Consider the following 19,257-nt stretch of genomic DNA (forward strand, 5'->3'; position numbering starts at 1 on the left):
GGGCCGCGCCGGGCGGGTCAGCCGATGCGGTCGGCCGGGGCCCGCCGGCGCCGGGCCAGCTCGTCGGCCGGGTGGCCCACGACCACCGGCTCCCCGGTGTCGACCCGCTCGGCCTGGAGCCGCGACAGGGCGCTCTCCACATCGCCCCACACCGCGCCGACCGCGATGCCGAACAGACCGCGCCCGCCCTGGAGCAGCTCGGCCAGCTCCTCGGGCGAGTCGCAGCGGTAGACGGTGGCGCCGTCGCTCATCAGCGTCATGTCGGACAGCTCCGTGAGGTCCGCCGCGCGCAGGGCCTCGACCGCGGTCCTGATGCTCTGCAGCGAGACCCCGGCGTCCAGCAGCCGCTTGACGATCTTGAGGACCAGTACGTCGCGGAAGCTGTACAGGCGCTGGGACCCCGAGCCGTGGGCGGGGCGGATGCTGGGCTGCACCAGGCCGGTCCGCGCCCAGTAGTCGAGCTGACGGTAGGTGATGCCGGCCGCGGCGCAGGCGCTGGGCCCGCGGTATCCGAGCCGGCCGGGTGTGCCGCGCCCCTGGGGGCCGACGGTCTGCCGCAGGCCGGGGGCCGCAGGCGCGCCGGGGAGGGCGGGAATACCGCCGACCGCTCTGCTGTCGCCGTTACCTGTCACGCCGGCCTCCGTTCCGCATGCCCCGACCGTGTCCCCGTCGCTCACCGGCTGTCACGATGAGCACGCACACAGCGCTCCTCCCAAGACATGCCCCATCGACGCTAGGCATCCACACGCTGCGCGTCAACGATCGCCACGCACCGCTACTGGCTGCTCGTGCCGAAGTCCTCCGGGGAAATCTGGTCGAGGAACTCGCGGAACCTCTCCACCTCGTCCTCCTGCTCGTCGGGGATGATGATCCCCGCGTCGTCGAGCACGGCGTCACTGCCGTAGATCGGCGTGCCGACGCGCAGCGCGAGCGCTATGGCGTCGGAAGGACGGGCGCTGACCTCCACCCCGCTGGCGAACACGAGCTCGGCATAGAAGACCCCGTCGCGCAGGTCGGTGATGCGCACGGCGCTGAGCTCCTGCCCCACCGCTTCCAGCACGTTCTTGAAGAGATCGTGCGTCAGCGGCCGGGCAGGGGTCATGCCCTGCTGGGCGAACGCGATGGCGGTCGCCTCTCCCGGTCCGATCCAGATCGGAAGGTAGCGATCACCGCCGACTTCACGGAGGAGCACGATGGGCTGATTGTTGGGCATTTCCACCCGCACGCCCACGACGTCGAGCTGATTCACACAGCAACCCTAGGCGGTGCCCGGGGCATTTGGATAGTCGAGCACCCCCCGCGCGGCGCGCACGCGGCCCGCGGGGGGTCAGAATCCCTGCCTGCTGGCGAAGAACACCAGCCGGTATTTCCCGATCTGGACCTCGTCGCCGTTGGCGAGCACCACCGAGTCGATGGGCTCCCGGTTGACGTAGGTGCCGTTGAGGCTGCCCACGTCACTCACGGTGAAGCCGCCGTCGGGCTGACGCCGGAACTCCACGTGACGGCGGGAGACCGTGACGTCGTCCAGGAAGATGTCGCTGTGCGGGTGGCGCCCGGCGGTGGTCACGTCGCCGTCGAGCAGGAAGCGGCTGCCCGAGTTCGGCCCGCGCCGCACGATGAGCAGCGCCGAGCCGGGCGGCAGGGCCTCCACCGCCGCCTGCGCCTCCGGGGAGAGCGCGGGCGACGGGTGCTGCCCGGTGATCTCGGCCTCGTACGCCTCCAGCCCGCTGATGGAGATGGTGGACGTCGTCTCCGAGGAGCCGTCGAGCCCGGGCCGCAGGGCGTTGCCGCAGTTGGAGCAGAACCGGCTGGTGGCGGCCGAGCGGTGCCCGCAGCGCGAACACGTGACCGTCGGCTGCCCGCCGGTGCTCTGGGAGCCTATGCCGCCGGGGGCGCCGACCTCGTCGCGGAACAGCGGGCGGCCCGGCTCGGCGCCGGACGCCGGCGGCGTCTCGCCATGCTGGCGGGCGCGGGGCCGTGTGGCGCTGTGCGCACCACTCTGACGCCTGCCGAACAACCTAGCGAAAAAGCTCACCAGCGATTCCCCTCGCACCTAGCCCGACCCGTCTGCGGACGGACGGTCCATTGTCTCTCACCGGCCGTGCAGGACATCCTGACAACGTCCACGGCCCCCGTTCAGTTTCCCTCACCGAGCGCCACGGGAGTGCGGCGGCCCCGGTGCGGTCCGGTCACGATGACGACTGAGCGTAGTCAGGCTGCTCCGCCGATCGCAAGGCGTCCACGACGACCTTGTCGGGCCGTGCCACGTCCACCTCCGCCTGCTCGTTCTCCAGGGACTGCACCACGCCCCCGGGGATGTTCAGCGCCGGTTCCAGGTCCTGCGGCCGGCCGATGGCCTCGATCAGGAACGGCGCGCCGACGGGCCGGCCGTCGACGAGCACCTCGTCGCCGTCGTTCACGAAAGAGGTGCCGGCCACGACCCGCACGTCGTTGATCTGGATGGCCTCGGCCCCCGCGGCGCGCAGTTCCTGCACCGCGTCGAGCAGCATATCGGCCTCGACGGTGCCCAGGGGATCAGTGATGCGCAGGGTGACGCCCGGGCCCTCCGCGGCGACGGTGCCGGCCAGGACGCCGAGCTGCCGCTCGCGCTCCAGGGCCTGCCGGCGGGCCTCCTCGGCCTGGTCGGAGCTGGTCTCCAGCTCGGTGCGCTGCTCCCGCAGCGCGGCGCGCTCGTCCTCCAGGCGCGCGGCCCGGTCCTCCAGGTCGCTGAGGATGCGCACCAGGTCCTCGCGGCGGGCGCCGCGCAGCGCGGTCTCCTCGCTGCCCGCCGCCCGGACCTGGATGGCCAGGCCGAGGCCGAGCACGAAGAGCAGGACGGCGGCGACCAGCTGGCCCCGGGTCGCGCGCGGCGGCCACAGCCCGGCGATCAGGGCGCGGCGCCCGGTCGGCCGCGGGGCGGGGGCGGGCTCCGGGGCGGCGGCTCCGGGCGCCGGGTCGGTGTGCTGGGGCGTCACCGGCCTCACGCCCCGAACACATGGCGCCGGATGGCGGCGGCGTTGGAGAAGATCCGGATGCCGAGGACCACCACCACGCCGGTGGAGAGCTGGGCGCCCACGCCGAGCTTGTCGCCGAGGAAGACGATGAGCGCGGCGACGGTGACGTTCGACAGGAAGGACACCACGAACACCTTGTCGTCGAAGACGCCGTCGAGCATGGCCCGCAGGCCGCCGAACACGGCGTCGAGGGCGGCGACCACGGCGATGGGCAGGTAGGGCTCCACGCCCGTGGGGACCACGGGGCGGGTGAGGATGCCGACCACGACTCCGAGGACGAGGCCCAGAACGGCGATCACGGTGCGCTTCTTTCTTCGGCGGGCGCTTCCCCGGCCGGGTCGGCGGGCCGGGCGCTGCGCGTGGTGAGGGACGGGGCCGCGGGCAGGCGCAGGTCGTCCCGGACGGACAGGGCGGCGCGGACGCCGTAGCTGTCGCGGAGCACGTCGAGGTACCGCCCGCCGTCGGTCGCCTCGAACGCGGCGGCCAGCGCCTCGCCGTCGCCGATGGCGAGCAGCGTGTAGGGCGGGACGAGGGGGCGGTTGTCGACGAGGACCGCGTCGCCGGCGGCGCGGATGGCGGACAGCGCGGTGAGCCGTCTGCCGTTGACGGACATCGCCTCGGCACCGGCCTGCCACAGGCCGTTGACGAGGCGCTGGAGGTCGCGGTCGCGGACCCGGCCGGTGTCGGAGAAGCCGCCGCCGGGCCCCTGGCCGGCGGACTCGGCGTCGTCGACGGTGAGCTCCACTCCGGGGCCCTCGACGGCGGTGGCGCCGGCCAGGAGGGCGGTGAGGTCGCCCCGGTCGGCGTCGGCGGCGCCCAGCGCCTCGCGCTGGCGTGCGGCGACGTCCTCGCGCAGGGCGTCCACCTCGGCCTGGAGATCGTCCAGCGCCTCGGTGCCCGCCTCCACGCGGTCCAGCAGCTCCTCCCGCTCCCGCGCGACGGTGGGGGCGGCCTCGCGGGCCTGGGCGGCGCCCAGGGTGACGACCAGGGCCGCCAGCACCAGGCCGGCGGCCAGCCAGAGCCTGGCGCGCAGGGTCCGCGGCAGGTCCGGCCGGCCCTCGGCCCGCCGCCTGGCCGCCGCCTGGGCGTACCCCTCGTCGAGGGTGTGGTTCATGACGGCGGTCAGCAGCGACATGGAGGCGTCGGGGCGCGCCGGGGCGCGGTGTCCGGGCTCCTGCGGTGGCATGGCGGACATCGTCGCACGGCGCCCCCCGTTGCTCCGAACGGGCCCGGTGGGCGTCGGTCAGCGCCCCGGCGTCACCGTTCGGCGCTGTCCACCACGGTCGCCCAGTGGTCCAGCAGCTCCTGCGCGGCGGCGTCGTCCGGTCCCTCGGCCCACAGGTGGGTGACGGCCTCGGCCGGGTCGGGCAGCACCAGGACCCACCGGCCGTCGGGCTCGACCACGCGCACGCCGTCGGTGGTGTCGACGAAGCGCTCCCCGGCGGCCTCGACGACGCGGCGCATGACCAGGCCCTTGATCGCCCAGGGGGTGGCGACGTCCCGGCGCAGGACGTGGGCGCGCGGGATGCGGGCGTCGATCTGGCTCAGGGAGAGCTGGGTGCGGGCCACCAGGCCGATGAGCCGGGCGAAGGCCGCCGTGGCGTCGAAGACGCTGCTGAACTCGGGGACGATGAAGCCTCCCTGGCCGTCGCCCCCGAAGACCGAGCCCTCCTTGTGGGCGACCCGGGTCAGGTCGTCGGGCGAGGTGGTGGTCCACTCCACCTGGGTGCCGTGGTAGGCGGCCACCTGCTCGGCGATGCGGGTGGTGGTCACCGGCAGCGCCACGCGCCCGCTGCGGCGTTCGGCGGCCACCAGGTCGAGCATGACCAGCAGGGCGCGCTGGTCCTCGATGATCCGGCCGCGCTCGTCCACCAGGGCCAGCCGCTCGCCGACCGGGTCGAAGCGGACGCCGAAGGCGGCGCGGGCGGAGGCGACGATCTCGCCCAGCCGCACCAGGCCGGCCCGGCGGACGTCGGCGGTCTCGGTGGGGCGCCCCTCGTCCAGGCCGGGGTTGATGGTGAGGGCGTCCACGCCGAGCCGGCCCAGCAGGCTGGGCAGGACCAGGCCGGCGCTGCCGTTGGCGGCGTCGACGACGATCTTCAGCCCGGACTCGGCCACGCCGGTGGTGTCGACGGCGCGCAGCACCGAGCCGGTGTAGGCGTCGAAGACGCTCGCCGGGAAGCGCAGGTCGCCGATCTCGCCGGGGAAGGCGCGGCGGTACTCCTGGCGGGCGTAGACGCGGTCCAGCTTCCGCTGGCCGGCCTGGGAGAGGTCGGCGCCGCGCTCGTCGAAGAACATGATGTCGACGGAGTCGGGAACGCCGGGGGTGGTGCGGATCATGACGCCGCCGGCGCTGCCGCGCGCGGTCTGCTGGCGGGCGACGGGCAGCGGCACGTTCTCCAGGTCGCGGACGTCGATCGCGCTGGCCTGGAGGGCGGAGATGACGGCGCGCTTCAGGGCGCGGGCACCGCGGGAGTGGTCGCGGGCGGTGGTGACCGTCGATCCCTTCTTCAGCGTGGTGGCGTAGGCGCTGGCGAGGCGGACGGCGAGCTCGGGGGTGATCTCGACGTTGAGGATGCCGGAGACGCCGCGGGCGCCGAAGAGGTTGGCCTGGCCGCGGGACTCCCAGATGACCGACGTGTTGACGAAGGCGCCGGCCTCGACGGTCTTGAACGGGTAGACGCGGACGTTGCCCTGGACGATCGACTCCTCGCCCACCAGGCACTCGTCCCCGATGACCGCGCCGTCCTCGATCCGGGCCGCGCGCATGACGTCGGTGTTCTTGCCGACGACGCAGCCGCGCAGGTTGGTCTGCGGGCCGATGTAGACGTTGTCGTGCACCACGGCCTTGTGCAGGAAGGCGTCGGCCTTGACGACCACGTTGGAGCCGATGACCGTGTGCTCGCGGATCTCCGCGCCGGCCTCGATCTTGGCGTAGTCACCGATGTAGAGCGGGCCCCTGAGCTTGGCGTCGGGGTGCACCTCGGCGCCCTCCGCGATCCAGACGCCGGGGGAGATCTCGAAGCCGTCTATCTCGACGTCGACCTTCCCCTCCAGCACGTCCGCCTGGGCCTTGACGTAGCTCTCGTGGGTGCCGACGTCCTCCCAGTAGCCCTCGGCGACATAGCCGTAGACGGGCTTGCCCTCCTTCATCAGGCGGGGGAAGACGTCGCCCGACCAGTCGACCGGGACGTCCGGCTCGACGTAGTCGAAGACCTCGGGCTCCATCACGTAGATACCGGTGTTCACGGTGTCCGAGAACACCTGCCCCCAGGTGGGCTTCTCCAGGAACCGGTCGACGCGCCCGTCCTCGTCGACGATGGTGATCCCGAACTCCAGGGGGTTGGGAACGCGGGTCAGGCAGACCGTCACCAGGGCGCCGCGCTCCCGGTGGTAACGGATGAGGTCCGTCAGGTCGAAATCGGTGAGGGCGTCACCGGAGATGACCAGGAACGAGTCGTTCCTGAGTGCGTCCTCGGCATTTTTCACACTTCCGGCCGTACCCAGTGGCTTTTCTTCATGGGCGTAAGTGAGATCCATCCCGAGTTCCTCACCGTCGCCGAAATAGTTCTTGACGAGGGAGGCGAGGAATTGCACTGTGACCACGGTCTCGGTAAGCCCGTGCCGCTTCAGCAGCCGGAGCACGTGCTCCATGATCGGGCGGTTCGCCACGGGCAGCAGCGGCTTGGGCATGCTCGCGGTCATCGGGCGAAGCCGGGTGCCTTCGCCACCAGCCATTACGACGGCCTTCATATCGGAAGTGTCCTCCTTGGGGAGTCGACAGTCACTCCGACCGCGCCCGTCCGGAGGGCCCGGGCCCGGGGTGGCTCCCCGGTATGTGCGGCACGTGCGGGCGCCGGATCCCTGCGTCGCTGCCGGAGCGGGCTAGTCGGAGGTGGTGTCCGCCTTGAGGAGACGGCGGACTTGGACCACGTAGAGAATCCCTGCCCACCAGTAGAGCGCTGTACCCCAGCCGGCGAACGCCCATCCGAAAATAGCAGCGAGTGATGCCGCCCAGCTACTTCCGTCACTGAGCAGCAGCAACGGGAAGGCGTACATCAGGTTGAATGTGGCCGCCTTCCCGAGGAAATTCACTTGCGGCGGGGCGTATCCGTGCCGGTCCAGGCGCCACACGGTCACCAGGAGCATCAGCTCGCGGGCGAGCAGGAGTGCCGTGAGCCACACCGGGAGGATGTCGCGCCAGGTGAGGCCCACGAGGGTGGAGAGGATGTAGAGCCGGTCGGCTGCGGGGTCCAGGATCCGGCCCAGCGCGCTGATCTGGTTCCAGCGGCGGGCCAGCTTGCCGTCCAGGTAGTCGCTGGCCCCGCTGGCGGCCAGGACGAGCAGCGCCCAGCCGTCGAGATCGGGGCCGTCGAAGACCGGGGAGAGGACCAGCCAGAGGAACACGGGCACGCCCGCCAGGCGAGCCATGCTCAGGACGTTGGGGATGGTGAGGATCCGGTCGGTCTGAACGCGCGTCTCCTGGACCTCCACCCGGACGCCTCCTGATACCCCGAGCCGACGCTGTGCGGTCCGACCTTACCGGCCCCCCTCCCGGGGGGCGGGGGCAGGGCGCCCCGGAGGGGGCCGAAGCGGGATGGCTTAGGCTTCTGTGTGATTTATGGCACTCTCACGGCACAGCAAGGCGGGTGACATGGAGACCAGGCTTCGAGGTGTCGGAGTCAGCCACGGAGTGGCGATCGGCGAGGTCAGACACATGGGGACGGCGGTGCTGGAGCCCCCGTCCCACCGGATCCCCGACGAGGAGGCGCCGCGCGAGCTGGCGCGGGCCCGGCAGGCGGCGCAGGCGGTGGCCGCGGATCTCACCGCGCGGGGCCAGCTCGCCGGCGGCGAGGCGCAGGCGGTGCTGGAGGCGCAGGCGCTGATGGCCGAGGACCCCGAGCTGCTGGCCGACGTCGAGCGCCGGATCGCGGTGGGCGCCGCGGCGGAACGCGCGGTGTTCGACGCGTTCGCCGCGTACCGGGCGCTGCTGGCCGGCGCCGGTGAGTACCTGGCCGGGCGGGTGGCGGATCTGGACGACGTGCGCAACCGGATCGTCGCGCGGCTGCTCGGCGTGCCGATCCCGGGCGTGCCGGACAGCGACGAGCCGTACGTGCTGATCGCCCGCGACCTGGCGCCGGCCGACACGGCCCTGCTCGACCCCTCGCTGGTGCTCGGCTTCATCACCGAGGAGGGCGGCCCGACCAGCCACAGCGCGATCCTGGCGCGGGCCCTGGGCGTGCCGGCCGTGGTGGCCCTGCCGGACGCGGGCGCCATCGCCGAGGGCATGGTGGTCGCGGTGGACGGCAGCACCGGGGAGATCGTGGTGAACCCGAGCCGCGAGGAGCGGGCGGCCCTGGCGCGGGCCGCGGCGGAGCGCCGGGCGGCGCTCGCGGAGAGCGCGGGCCCGGGCGCCACCTCCGACGGCCACCGGGTGCCGCTGCTGGCCAACATCGGCGGCCCGGGCGACGTGGCCGCGGCCGTGGCGGCGGGCGCCGAGGGCGTGGGCCTGTTCCGCACCGAGTTCCTGTTCTTCGACAAGCAGAGCCTGGACAGCGGGCGCGCGCCCTCGGAGGAGGAGCAGGTCGCCGCCTACCGGGAGGTGCTGGAGGCGTTCCCCGAGGGGCGCGTCGTGGTGCGGGTGCTGGACGCGGGCGCGGACAAGCCCCTGCCGTTCCTCACGCCGGGCGACGAGCCGAACCCGGCGCTCGGTGTGCGGGGGCTGCGGGCGCTGCTGGCGCACCCCGAGGTGCTGGACACGCAGCTGCGGGCCCTGGCCCGGGCCGCCGAGGGGCTGCCCGTCTACCTGGAGGTCATGGCGCCGATGGTGGCCGACCGGGCCGACGCCCGGGCGTTCGCCGACGCCTGCCGGGCGGCCGGGCTGAACGCCAAGCAGGGCGCCATGGTGGAGGTCCCGTCCGCGGCGCTGCGCGCGCGGGCGGTGCTGCAGGAGGTCGAGTTCCTGTCGCTGGGCACCAACGACCTCGCCCAGTACACCTTCGCCGCCGACCGGCAGGTCGGCGCCGTCTCCCGGCTCCAGGACCCCTGGCAGCCCGCCCTGCTCGACCTCGTCGCGCTGGCGGCCGAGTCCGCCAAGGCCGAGGGCAAGAGCTGCGGGGTGTGCGGGGAGGCCGCCGCCGACCCGCTGCTGGCCTGCGTGCTCACCGGCCTCGGCGTCACCAGCCTGTCCATGGGCGCCGCGGCCATCCCCTACGTGCGGGCCGCGCTCGCGCGGCACACCCTCGCGCAGTGCGAGCGCGCCGCGGCGGCGGCCCGCGCGGCGGACAGCGCCGAGGAGGCCCGCACGGCCGCCCGGGGAGTGCTCTCCGGCGAGTGAGCCCGGTGGGGGGTGTCCCGCCCGGTCACGGCTCCGCGCAGCGGCCGGGCGGGACGTCCTCCGCGCCCCGGTAGACCACGCCGTGCTCGGGCGGCACGGGCTCGCCGGTGCGCGCGTCCGTGCAGTACGCCGCGAAGACCTCCGCCTCGCTCAGGCCCCGCAGCCGGCCGCCGCCGAGGCTCCAGCCGCGCACCTCCTCCGCCCGCCCCGCCCCGCCGGCCCCGGTGCGCAGCACCAGCCCGCCGGGGGCGCCGGTCGCCAGCCCCAGCGCCAGCAGCGTGCACAGCACCAGCGCGCCGGGCTCCGGCAGCTCCAGCGAGCCCCCGGCGCCGCGCCCGGCCGTCACCGACGCCGTCAGCGGCCCGGTCTCCGCGATCAGGCTGCACACCAGGTGGTGCGTGCCCGGCTCGGCCCGCTGGAGGACCTCGGTCAGCAGCCCGGCCGCCCGCCGGAACGCGCACCGCGACAGCGGCGCCCCGCAGTCCGGGCAGGGACCGGCGCCGGCCAGCAGCTCCGTGGCCAGCTCCCACGTCTCCCACCGCACGTGCTCGGCCAGCAGCGCGGGCACCAGCCGGTCCAGCGGCTGCCCCTCGTACGGCACGGTGGCGCCCCGGGCGGCCACCTCCGCCGTGTACCGCGCGCGGCTGGCGGGGTCGTCCGGCGGCAGCCCCTCCCGCGCGCAGAACTCCGCGAAGCCGGCCGGGTCGAACAGCGCGACGCTGGTGTGCCCGTGCCGGCCGGACATCGAGCGCAGCAGCTCCTCGGTCTGCCGCAGATAGCCGGCGTGGTCGCTGAAGCGGAACGACGCGTACCGCCGCATCAGCGCGAATCCGGTCTCGTCCGCGACGACGGCGACCGTGCCCGCCGCCTCGCGCCACGCGTCGCCGCCGCGCCGGGCGCGCCCTCCGGTGTGTGCCATGACTTCCCCCCTGAACCCCGGGAACCGATCGGAACGTCTCGGTCACCGAGCGTAGTCGGGGCCACTGACAACGGCCCGCTCGCGGGCCAGCTTCTCGAAGAACCGCAGCAGCTCCGGGTCGTCCACCGAGCCGGGGTTCACCGCCGTCTCCAGGGGCACGCCCGCCAGGAGGCGCTTGACGGGGATCTCCAGCCGCTTGCCGGTCAGGGTGTGCGGGACGCCGGGGATCTCGATGATCTCGTCCGGCACGTGGCGGGGCGACAGGGCGGACCGGACGGCGCCGCGGATCCGCTCGCGCAGCGCGTCGTCGAGCGCGGCGCCCTCGGCCAGGCGGACGAACAGCGGCATCCAGTACCCGCCGTCGGGGCGTTCGAGGCCGACCACCAGGGACTCGCGGATCTCCGGCAGCCGCTCCACGACCTCGTAGATGTCGGCCGACCCCATGCGCACGCCCTGCCGGTTGAGCGTGGAGTCGGACCGGCCGTGGATGACGACGGTGCCGCGCGAGGTGACCGTCGTCCAGTCCCCGTGCCGCCAGACGCCGGGGAACATCGCGAAGTAGCTGTCGCGGTACCGGACGTCGCCCGGGTCGTTCCAGAACCCGACCGGCATCGAGGGCATGGGGGTGGTGACGACCAGCTCCCCGACCTCGTCGGTCAGCGACCGGCCGTCCGGGCTCCAGGCGCGCAGGTCGGTGCCGAGCGAGGGCGCCTGGATCTCGCCCGTCCAGACGGGCAGGGTCGGCACGGCCCCGGCGAAGCAACTGCACACGTCGGTGCCGCCGCTGACCGAGGCGATCCACAGCCCGGGGCCCGCCTCCTCGTGGAGCCAGCGGAACCCGTCGGGCGGCAGGGGGGAGCCGGTGGTGGCGACGCACCGGGTGGCCGACAGGTCCAGGTCGCGCGCGGGGTGGACGCCGGCCTTGGCACAGGCCAGCACGTAGGCGGCGGAGGTGCCGTAGAGGGTGGCGCGGGCCCGCGCGGCCACGCGCCACTGGGCGTCCGGGGAGGGGAAGCCGGGGGCGCCGTCGTAGAGGACCACGGTGGTGCCGGTGAGCAGGCCGGAGACCAGGAAGTTCCACATCATCCAGCCGGTGGACGTGTACCAGAACAGCCGGTCGTCCGGGCCGAGATCGCAGTGCAGGCCGAGCTGCTTGAGGTGTTCGACGAGGATGCCGCCCTGGGAGTGGACGATGGCCTTGGGCAGGCCGGTGGTGCCCGAGGAGTACAGCACCCACAGCGGGTGGTCGAAGGGCACCGGCGTGAACTCGGGGGCGGGGGCGCCCTCGCCGGAGCCGGTCCCGGCCAGCTCGGCCCACTCCAGGGCGCCCTGCGGCGCGGGCGTGCCGAGCAGCGGGACGTGGACGACGGCGCGGAGCGTGGGCAGCCCGGCGCGCAGCTCGGCGACGGTGGCGGTGCGGTCGTGGACCCGGCCGGCGTAGCGGTAGCCGTCGGCCGCGAACAGCACGACGGGCTCGACCTGCTGGAAGCGGTCCAGGACGCCGCGGGCGCCGAAGTCGGGGGCGCAGGAGGTCCACACCGCGCCGACGGCGGCGGTGGCCAGCAGCGCGACGACGGCCTCGGGGACGTTGGGCAGGTAGCCGCTGACCCGGTCGCCGGGGCGCACGCCGAGGCCGCGCAGCGCGGCGGCCAGCGAGCCGACCCGGGCGCGCAGTTCGGCCCAGGTGACCGGCTCCGGCTCGTGCCGCTCGTCGACGCGCAGCAGCGCGGGCCGGCCGGCGCGGGCCGGGTCCTCGCCGGCGCGCAGCGCGTGCTCGGCGTAGTTGAGAGTGGCCCCCGGGAACCACTGCGCGCCCGGCATGGTGGCGTCGGCCAGCACCGTGGCGGACGGGGTGGTGAAGCGGACGTCGAACCAGTCGGTGACGGCGTGCCAGAACGGGCCGAGTGCGGTGACGGACCAGCGGTGCAGCTCGGCGTAGCTGCCCGCCGGGTCCTCCGGGCGGGGGGCCGGGGCGCCGTGCCGGGCGGCGGCGTACGCGTGGAAGCGGGTGATCCGGGCCGTGGCGATCCGCTCCGGGTCCGGCCGCCACAGGGGCTCGGACGTGGACGGCGGTACGGCGTGCGGCGTGGTCATGGCGGCTCCCCGGGCAGTGCGGCGGTGCGGCGACGCGGCGGTGTGTGGCACGGCTGGGCAGGACGATGCCAGCTCACCGGCGCGGACGCCAGAGCGGCCCGCCCGCGCCGCCGGGTGGCCGCCACCGGCGGGCGCTGGTAGAGCTGGAGGGGTGCGCCGCCTCCCTCTCGCGGCCGTGTCGGCCGGACTCGTCTGCGCGCTCTCCGCCTCCCCGGGCCCGCCCCCGGCGCGGGCCGCCCCGCCGGAGTTCGTCGCGCTGGAGGACGTCGCGCCGGGGATCGGGCAGGAGATGCGGTACGCCTCGCGGGACAACTTCACCGGGGAGCGGGTCGACGGCTACCGGGAGCCGGTGTGCCTGCTGACCCGGGAGGCCGCCGTGGCGCTGCGCCGTGCCCACCGGGCGCTGGCCCAACGCGGCTACGGGCTGCGGGTGTTCGACTGCTACCGGCCGCGGCGCGCCGTGCAGCACTTCCTGCGCTGGGCGGCCGGGCCGGAAACGGCGCGGACGCGCGAGGAGTTCCATCCGCGGGTGCCCAAGGACCGGCTGTTCGAGGAGGGTTATCTCGCGGCCCGCTCCGCGCACAGCCGCGGCAGCACCGTGGACGTCACGCTCGTCCGCCCGCCGCACGGCGCGGTGGACATGGGCACGCCGTTCGACTTCTTCGACCCCGCGTCGGCCCCGGACTCGCCGGAGGTGGGCGCGGCCCAGCGGGAGGCCCGGCAGCTGCTGCGGTCGGCGCTGGTGGCGGAGGGTTTCGTCCCGGTGCCGACCGAGTGGTGGCACTTCACCTACGGGCCGGAGCCGTTCCCCGACACGTCCTTCGACTTCCCCGTGTCCCGGGACGCGCTGCGCCGCCGGCCGGGCGGACGGTGACGGCGGCGGTCCGGAGCCACCCCCGTCGGTCCCGGGCCGCCGCCGTCACACCTTCGGACGTGGCGGCCACGGGCACGGTTCGGGCGGCCGGCCGGTTGTCACCTTTTCGCGACATCCCCGGGACACGGCGGGACACGGCGCGGGAACCCGCACGTCAGCCCTGGTCACCGGGGGCGGCGCGGGGCGGGGTGGCGAGCTGCGGGCCGACCCGTTTGACGAGCAGGGCCATCTCGTACGCCACCTGGCCTATGTCGGCCTCGGCCTCGGTGAAGACGGCCAGCGCGCTGCCCTGCCCGGCGGCGGTCACCAGCAGGAAGGCGTTGTCCAGCTCGACCAGGGTCTGGCGTACGGCGCCCGTCTCGAAGTGCCGGCCGACGCCGCGCGCGAGGCTGTGGAACCCGGAGGCGACGGCGGCCAGTTGCTCGCCGTCCTCTCTGCCCAGGGAGCGTGAGGCGCCCCGGGGCAGGCCGTCGGCCGCCAGGACCAGCGCGTGTCGGACGTGGGGCACGCGCTCGACGAGCTCGTCGAGGATCCAGTCGAGCTGTCCGCTCTCCTGACGGGTGCCGTGGTGCTGCGGGGTGCCGCCGTGACCCGCGGACTCCGGTGCGGTCATCGGTCCTGCCTTAGGGCTCTCGTGTCTGGCTGCTTACGGTCTCGCGCCCGGCGGGGGTCCGTCCCCGCGGGGGTCGTTCTGCTGCCGCCCGCGCTGCCAGCCCCGTTGCAGGGCCGCCATCCGGGCGCGGACCTCCTCGGCGTCCAGGTCGGGAACGGCGTCGGCGTCCGGGTGGCCGCTCGCCCCGTTCGTCACGGGTCCGCCGGCTCCGGGGGCGCCGGGCCCCGCGGGAGCCGCGGGACCGGGTGGTTCGGTGCGGGCCTGCCGCCGGACCCGGCGGGGCAGCCCGGCGCCGGTCGTGGGCTCGGGCCCGGGGGTGGTGCCCGGCCCGCCGGGCGGCGGAGCGCCGGGCACCGGGTCCCCGTCGGGAGCCCGGCCCACGGTCCGCCCGTGGTCGGCGACGAGCACCGGCGTGCGTCTGCGCTGGGGCAGGCGCGGCAGCGGTACCGGGGCCTCCGGTCCGGGGGCGGCGGTGTGCTCACCGGGGTGGTCGGGGGCGCGTTCGCCCGCCGGGTCCCGGCGGGCCGCGGGACCCGCGTCGGCGCCGACCGGCGCCTCCAGCTCCACCGGCCCGGGCACGACGCCGTCGCGCACGCCGCGCCGCTCGGCAGGCTCCTGGCGCGGCGCGCGCTCCGGCGGCTCCTCGGCGGTCTCGGTGAGCAGTTCGCCCGGGATGAGCGTCACGGCGGTGGTGCCGCCGTAGGGGGACTCGCGCAGGGAGACCCGGATGCCGTGCCGCTCCGCGAGCCGGGCGACCACGAACAGGCCGATCCGGTCGGTGTCGGAGAGCTGGAACTCCTGGGACTCCGCGAGCCGCTGGTTCGCCTCGGCCAGGGCCTCGGGGTTCATCCCCAGGCCGCGGTCGTGGATTTCGAGGGTGAAGCCGTGCGGCACCCGCTCGCCGGACACCTGCACGGCGGTGTGCGGGGGCGAGAACACCGTGGCGTTCTCCAGTAGTTCCGCGACGAGGTGGATGAGGTCCGCGACCGCGCCGCCGGCCACGGCGAACGGCGGGAGCCGGCGGATCTCGATGCGCTCGAAGTCCTCGACCTCGTCGACGGCGGCCCGCACGACGTCCATGAGCTGCTCCGGCTTGCGCCACTGCCGGGCCGGCGCCGTGCCGGAGAGGATGACCAGGCCCTCGGCGTGGCGCCGCATGCGGGTGGTGAGGTGGTCCAGCCGGATCAGGTCCGCCAGGTCCTCGTCGTTGGCGGTGCGGCGCTGGAGGCCCTCCAGCAGGTTGAGCTGGCGGTGCAGCAGCACCTGGCTGCGGCGGGCGAGGTTGACGAACACCTCGGAGACGCCGCGGCGGGTGACGGCCCGTTCGACGGCGGCCGAGACGGCCTCGCGCTGCAGGGTGTTGAGGGCGCGGCCGACCTGGCCGAACTCGTCGGGGCCGTATTCGAGGCGGGGCGCCTCGGTCTCGATGTCGACGTGGTCGCCGGCCTCCAGGCGCCGCATCACGCCCGGCAGCCGATGCTCGGCGGCGTCGGTCGCCTCCCGCGACAGGTCCCGCAGGTCGCGGTTGAGTCCGCGGCCGACGCGCAGCGCGACGGTGACGGAGATCACGACGGCCAGCAGCCCGGCGCCGCCCGCGATGCCGGCGCGCAGCAGCACCGCGTCGACGCCCGGGTCGACGCGGTCCTGGTACGCGGCATCGGCCTCGTCGGCGAGCCGGCCGAGGGCGGCGAGGGCCTCGGTGCCGGTGTCGGCCCACTCCTCGGGACGGACGGCGTTGACGCGGCCCTGGACCAAGAGGTCCTCCGCGATGGTCAGGAGGTTGCCGGTGCCGCTCTCCCAGTAGGACGTGTGCGCCTGCCGGTCGCTCTCCGGGAGCTCGGGCAAGTGGAGCTCGTAGATCAGCTCCCGCTGGGTGATCAGCTCGTCCAGGGCGCGCAGTTCGGAGTCCGTGGCATGGCCCGCGGCGAGCACACCCGATACCAGGGCGTCCTCCTGCGAGAGGGTCTCGCGGGCCTGGCCGAGGCCGGTGATGGCGCCGGCCTGCCGGTCGGGCCCGAGGTCGGAGTCGGGCTGGACGGCGGACAGGAAGAGCAGGCCGGGCGCGGTGAGGCGGTTGTAGGCGTCCAGCGCGCTGGTCCGGTCGATGGTGCCGTTGGCCACCCGGTCGCGGATCCGGCCCAGGTCCTCCAGCGCGCGGAGGAACGCGTCGAGACGCTCCCGCGCGTCGTCGCCGAAGCCGCCGGGGGCGCCGTCCGAGACGCGTTCGCGGACGGCGGCCACCGCCTCGTCGGTGGCGGCCTGCAGGTCGATGAGTTCCTCCGACCACCGGGGGTCGGCGATGTGGATCATGGTCTGCCGGCGCTCGGCCTGGAGCGCGCGGACCACGTCGTCGCCCGGTCCGGCGAGGGAGTCGGCCGCGGCGGAGGCGGCGAGCACGTTTCTGGCCTCGGACACGGTGATGGCCGACGCGAACGCCCAGACCGACACGAGCGACAGCAGGGGCACGAGGATCAGCGCCCCTGTCTTCCGTCGGATCGACTTGCCGCGAAAGCGCATGCCCTCCCCTTGATTTTCCCGGACGGCCGGCGGCGGCTGCCACCGTCGGCAGGCGCGAGCCTACTACCCGCGGGGTAGGGCCTCGCGGAACGCCCGGTGTTCGGATGGAGTTGACTCACGGAGCGCCTCATACTCGTCTGTCACGTCCGGGCACGCAAGGCGTCCGCCGCGTTCTACCATGGGGGTTGAAGGACATATCCGCGCATCTCACCGTGCAGGGAGCGAAGGCGGAGTGTACGCGAAGCCCCGCATGCCGGATCCGGTTCGCGCCGCGGCCGTGCGTGCCGTCATCATCATCGCGCTGACGCTGACTCAGCTCGTCGTCGTGCTGCTGTGCACGCTGGCCGGTGCCTGGCTGGCGTTCCCGATGCTGCTGTCGACGATCGCCAGCAGCATCGTCGCCACCTGGTCGGTGCTCGACATCTGGGTCACCCGGCAGTCATGGCTGCAGCGCAACGGCGTGGTGTCGGTGCCGAGCAGCGCCGCGCGACCGCGGCGCCGCCCGCCCGGCCGTCAGTGATCCGCCTCCTGCCGCGGCGCGGGCGCGGGCCTGCGGAAGACCCGGGTGGCGGTGATCTCGCCGTGCGCCTGGCCGTCGGCCGCGTCCTGGCGGGGCAGGCCGGGGCGCAGATGCTCCTCGACGCTGATGTACTTCAGGCCGGCCCGGAGGTCCGCGTCGTTGCGCAGCCGGATCACCAGGGGGAACTCGGCGAGCGCGGTCGTGTCGAACAGCCCTGTCGTGTACAGGAGTTGGACGCCGAGGGCGTCGGCGACGGCGCGCTGGAGCTCCAGCAGGTACGTCGCGTTGGCCCGGCCGATGGGGTTGTCGAGGAAGAGCGTGCCGGCGTGGCGGTGCCGGTCGCGGCCCCGGTCGTTCCCGCGCAGCGCGGCCATCGTGCAGTAGAGCGCGATGGCGGCGGTGAGGAGCTGGCCGCCGGAGAACACGTCGCCCATCTGGCCGACCGGGACGCGCTCGGCGCGCAGCACCGCGTCGGGCTTGAGGATCTCCACGGCCACGCCGCGCGGGCGCAGCGCGGCGTGGACACCGCGCAGCAGCAGCGACATGCCGTCGCGGCGCAGGTCCGCGTTCTTCCGGACGGCCGCCCGGGTGGTCTCGTCGACGACCTCGCCCAGCCGCTCGGCGAGCGTGGCCTGGTCGGGGTCCTCGAAACGGATGCGCAGGAACTCCTGGCCCGACCACTCCCCCAGCCCCTCGGGGAGCCGGGACAGCCGCTGGGCGGAGCGGAGGGTGTCGAGTGAGGACTCGACCAGGCCGCGCAGCCGGTCCACGATCCCGTCCCGATTCCGCTCCAGCTGGGCCAGCTCGTCGGTGAGGACGCGCAGCCGGGGGGCGAACGCGCCGGCCCAGGCGGCGGCGTGGTCGGGCAGGGCGGCGGCGGGCAGCTCCCTGATCTGCTGCCGGGCGGGGGTGCGGACCTGCTCGAACCGGGTGCTGTTGGCGTGCCGGACCAGGCGGTCGCCCGCCTCCCGGACGGCGGCCTCGGCCGCGGCCAGTCCGGCCGCGGCGGCGCGCAGCGCGCGGCGGGTGTCGGTGGCGGTCTGCCGGGCCTCGGCGAGGCCCCCGGGGTAGGGCTCGGCGTCGTCCGCGTCCCCGGCGGCCGGCCCGTCGGGGCCGTCGGGGGCCTGGCCGGGCGACGGGTCGCGCAGCAGGTCGCGCAGGAGGGCGGCGGCCTCCTCGAAGCCGCCCGCCGCGTCCTGGGCGGCCCGGTGGTCGTGGACCAGCTCCTCGTGGGCGGTGCGGGCGGCGGCGACGGCGTCCTCGTGGGCGGCCAGCTCGGCGGTGGCGGTGCGCAGCAGCTCCCGGGCGCGCTCGGCGCCGTCGGGGATCCGCTCGGGGGGCAGCTCGATGTGGGCCGGGGCGCCGTCGGGCGCGAGCCGCTCGGCCTCGCCGCGCAGGCGGCCGAGCTGCTCGCTGGCGGCGGAGGCGCGGCCTTCCAGGAGCTGGACCAGGGCCTCGGCGCGGGCGGCGGCGGCCTGCCGGGAGGGCCCGTCGGCGCCCTCGGGGCCCTGAAGCAGGCGGGCGGCGCGGGTGCGGACCTTGTTGCTCAGCCGGTCCAGGGCGGCCAGCGCGGCGCTCTCGTCCCCCTCGGCGCGGGCCTGCTCGGCGCGCAGGTCGGCGCCGACGCCGACCTTCTCGTAGAGCTGGGAGGCGGAGCGGTACGCCTCGCGTAGGTCCGGCAGGGAGCGCGCCGGGGCCTCGCGCCCGTCTGCCTCCTGGCCGCCGGGGTCGTGGCCGTCGTCGGGGGCGCCGGAGACCTCGGCGCGCTCGGCCCGCAGGGCGCGGGCGGTGCGGCGGGCGTCGTCGGCGGCCCGCTGCACGGACCTGCGGTCCTCGTCGGCGGCGCGGGCCCGGTCCAGCAGCTCGGCGGCGCGGGCCTCGGCCTCGGCGGCCTCGGCGGCCAGCTCCTTGACGCGGGACGTCCAGCGGGCGCGCTCCCGCAGCCGGAACGCGAGCCCGGCGAGCGCGTCGGCGGAACGGCGGGCCCGCTGGGCGGTCTCCTGTCGCGCGTCGCGGGCGCGGACCGCCTCGGCGGCGGCCTCCTCGGCCTGGTCGCGGGCGGCGGCGGCCTCGGCCAGGCGGCGCTCCGCCTCCCGGGCCGCGGCCCGGGTCCGCTCGGCGGCGGCGGTCAGCTCGGCCAGCCGCCCGGCGGGGCAGCCGGCCCGCCAGGAGGCCAGCCGGGCGGCGAGCGCCCGGTCGGCGGCGGTCCTGGCGGCCAGCTCGCGGATGTCGGCGTCGCGGGCGGTGGCGCGCTCGCGCAGGGCGCGGCGCTCCTCGTCGGCGGCCCGCTCGTCGTGCATGGCGGGGTTGGGCGGCACGAGGAACACGCCGCTGTCGCCCGAGCCGGGCGGCGGGGTGGGGGCGAGGAG

General features: G+C 75.2%; 15 protein-coding genes and 1 pseudogene. 3 read left to right on the forward strand and 13 right to left on the reverse strand.

Annotation, left to right across the window (positions count from 1 at the left end; translation table 11 throughout):
• Positions 1-17: 17 nt before the first annotated feature.
• The 8 genes from ACSNOC_RS08135 to ACSNOC_RS08170 all read right to left on the reverse strand — a co-directional run bounded on the left by ACSNOC_RS08135 (position 18) and on the right by ACSNOC_RS08170 (position 7,508).
• Entirely contained in the window at positions 18-632 is a 615-nt protein-coding gene (locus ACSNOC_RS08135; RefSeq protein WP_436746597.1) for a MerR family transcriptional regulator, read from the reverse strand.
• Positions 633-775: 143 nt separating this feature from the next.
• Entirely contained in the window at positions 776-1,249 is a 474-nt protein-coding gene (locus ACSNOC_RS08140; RefSeq protein ID WP_059008346.1) for a bifunctional nuclease family protein, read from the reverse strand.
• 78 nt (positions 1,250-1,327) lie between these two features.
• Entirely contained in the window at positions 1,328-2,035 is a 708-nt protein-coding gene (locus ACSNOC_RS08145; RefSeq protein ID WP_436746598.1) for an FHA domain-containing protein, read from the reverse strand.
• Positions 2,036-2,189: 154 nt separating this feature from the next.
• Positions 2,190-2,975 (reverse strand): DUF881 domain-containing protein, encoded by a 786-nt coding sequence (locus tag ACSNOC_RS08150; RefSeq protein ID WP_436746599.1) that lies wholly within the window; start codon positions 2,973-2,975, stop codon positions 2,190-2,192.
• A gap of 5 nt (positions 2,976-2,980) precedes the next feature.
• Positions 2,981-3,313, reverse strand: coding sequence for a small basic family protein (locus ACSNOC_RS08155; protein WP_436746600.1), 333 nt, complete (start codon positions 3,311-3,313; stop codon positions 2,981-2,983).
• A complete protein-coding gene (locus tag ACSNOC_RS08160) occupies positions 3,310-4,209 on the reverse strand; it encodes a DUF881 domain-containing protein (RefSeq protein WP_436746601.1) in 900 nt (299 codons plus the stop codon). The genes ACSNOC_RS08155 and ACSNOC_RS08160 overlap by 4 nt, the downstream gene beginning before the upstream one ends.
• 62 nt (positions 4,210-4,271) lie before the next feature.
• Positions 4,272-6,767, reverse strand: coding sequence for a sugar phosphate nucleotidyltransferase (locus tag ACSNOC_RS08165; protein WP_436746602.1), 2,496 nt, complete (start codon positions 6,765-6,767; stop codon positions 4,272-4,274).
• 132 nt (positions 6,768-6,899) lie between these two features.
• Positions 6,900-7,508: a CDP-alcohol phosphatidyltransferase family protein gene (locus ACSNOC_RS08170; protein WP_436746603.1), complete on the reverse strand. Its 609-nt coding sequence runs from the start codon at positions 7,506-7,508 to the stop codon at positions 6,900-6,902.
• Positions 7,509-7,668: 160 nt separating this feature from the next.
• On the opposite strand from ACSNOC_RS08170, the gene ptsP reads away from it, so the two are divergent.
• Positions 7,669-9,351 carry a phosphoenolpyruvate--protein phosphotransferase gene (gene ptsP, locus ACSNOC_RS08175; protein ID WP_436746604.1) on the forward strand — a complete coding sequence of 561 codons (1,683 nt, stop codon included), beginning with the start codon at positions 7,669-7,671 and terminating at the stop codon, positions 9,349-9,351.
• A gap of 25 nt (positions 9,352-9,376) precedes the next feature.
• On the opposite strand, the gene ACSNOC_RS08180 is transcribed toward ptsP, so the two are convergent.
• Positions 9,377-10,270: a hypothetical protein gene (locus tag ACSNOC_RS08180; RefSeq protein WP_436746605.1), complete on the reverse strand. Its 894-nt coding sequence runs from the start codon at positions 10,268-10,270 to the stop codon at positions 9,377-9,379.
• Positions 10,271-10,312: 42 nt separating this feature from the next.
• Positions 10,313-12,364: an acetoacetate--CoA ligase gene (locus ACSNOC_RS08185; RefSeq protein WP_436746606.1), complete on the reverse strand. Its 2,052-nt coding sequence runs from the start codon at positions 12,362-12,364 to the stop codon at positions 10,313-10,315.
• Between the two features lie 151 nt (positions 12,365-12,515).
• Between ACSNOC_RS08185 and ACSNOC_RS08190 the strand changes: the two genes are divergently transcribed.
• Positions 12,516-13,238 carry a M15 family metallopeptidase gene (locus tag ACSNOC_RS08190; RefSeq protein WP_436746607.1) on the forward strand — a complete coding sequence of 241 codons (723 nt, stop codon included), beginning with the start codon at positions 12,516-12,518 and terminating at the stop codon, positions 13,236-13,238.
• Positions 13,239-13,392: 154 nt separating this feature from the next.
• Here the strand turns inward: ACSNOC_RS08190 and ACSNOC_RS08195 are convergent, their stop codons facing one another.
• Together ACSNOC_RS08195 and ACSNOC_RS08200 are read right to left on the reverse strand one after the other, a co-directional pair.
• Positions 13,393-13,851: a roadblock/LC7 domain-containing protein gene (locus ACSNOC_RS08195; RefSeq protein WP_436746608.1), complete on the reverse strand. Its 459-nt coding sequence runs from the start codon at positions 13,849-13,851 to the stop codon at positions 13,393-13,395.
• Between the two features lie 33 nt (positions 13,852-13,884).
• On the reverse strand, positions 13,885-16,368 hold the full coding sequence (locus tag ACSNOC_RS08200) for a sensor histidine kinase (RefSeq protein WP_436746609.1): 2,484 nt from the start codon (positions 16,366-16,368) through the stop codon (positions 13,885-13,887).
• A gap of 250 nt (positions 16,369-16,618) precedes the next feature.
• On the opposite strand from ACSNOC_RS08200, the gene ACSNOC_RS08205 reads away from it, so the two are divergent.
• Positions 16,619-16,888: a hypothetical protein gene (locus ACSNOC_RS08205; protein ID WP_436746610.1), complete on the forward strand. Its 270-nt coding sequence runs from the start codon at positions 16,619-16,621 to the stop codon at positions 16,886-16,888.
• Here ACSNOC_RS08205 and ACSNOC_RS08210 read toward each other — a convergent pair.
• Positions 16,882-19,257, reverse strand: a pseudogene (locus tag ACSNOC_RS08210) (hypothetical protein); the annotation flags it as partial. The gene ACSNOC_RS08205 and the pseudogene ACSNOC_RS08210 overlap by 7 nt on opposite strands.

The organism is Streptomyces sp. URMC 129 (assembly GCF_051386415.1).
Lineage (GTDB): Bacteria > Actinomycetota > Actinomycetes > Streptomycetales > Streptomycetaceae > Streptomyces.

Excerpts from the sequence above, each read along its gene's own strand:
- ACSNOC_RS08165 (WP_436746602.1), bottom strand. The coding sequence starts at position 6,767 with ATGAAGGCCGTCGTAATGGCTGGTGGCGAAGGCACCCGGCTTCGCCCG.
- ACSNOC_RS08185 (WP_436746606.1), bottom strand. The coding sequence starts at position 12,364 with ATGACCACGCCGCACGCCGTACCGCCGTCCACGTCCGAGCCCCTGTGG.
- ACSNOC_RS08205 (WP_436746610.1), top strand. The coding sequence starts at position 16,619 with ATGCCGGATCCGGTTCGCGCCGCGGCCGTGCGTGCCGTCATCATCATC.
- ptsP (WP_436746604.1), top strand. The coding sequence starts at position 7,669 with ATGGAGACCAGGCTTCGAGGTGTCGGAGTCAGCCACGGAGTGGCGATC.
- ACSNOC_RS08195 (WP_436746608.1), bottom strand. The coding sequence starts at position 13,851 with ATGACCGCACCGGAGTCCGCGGGTCACGGCGGCACCCCGCAGCACCAC.
- ACSNOC_RS08180 (WP_436746605.1), bottom strand. The coding sequence starts at position 10,270 with ATGGCACACACCGGAGGGCGCGCCCGGCGCGGCGGCGACGCGTGGCGC.
- ACSNOC_RS08200 (WP_436746609.1), bottom strand. The coding sequence starts at position 16,368 with ATGCGCTTTCGCGGCAAGTCGATCCGACGGAAGACAGGGGCGCTGATC.
- ACSNOC_RS08160 (WP_436746601.1), bottom strand. The coding sequence starts at position 4,209 with ATGTCCGCCATGCCACCGCAGGAGCCCGGACACCGCGCCCCGGCGCGC.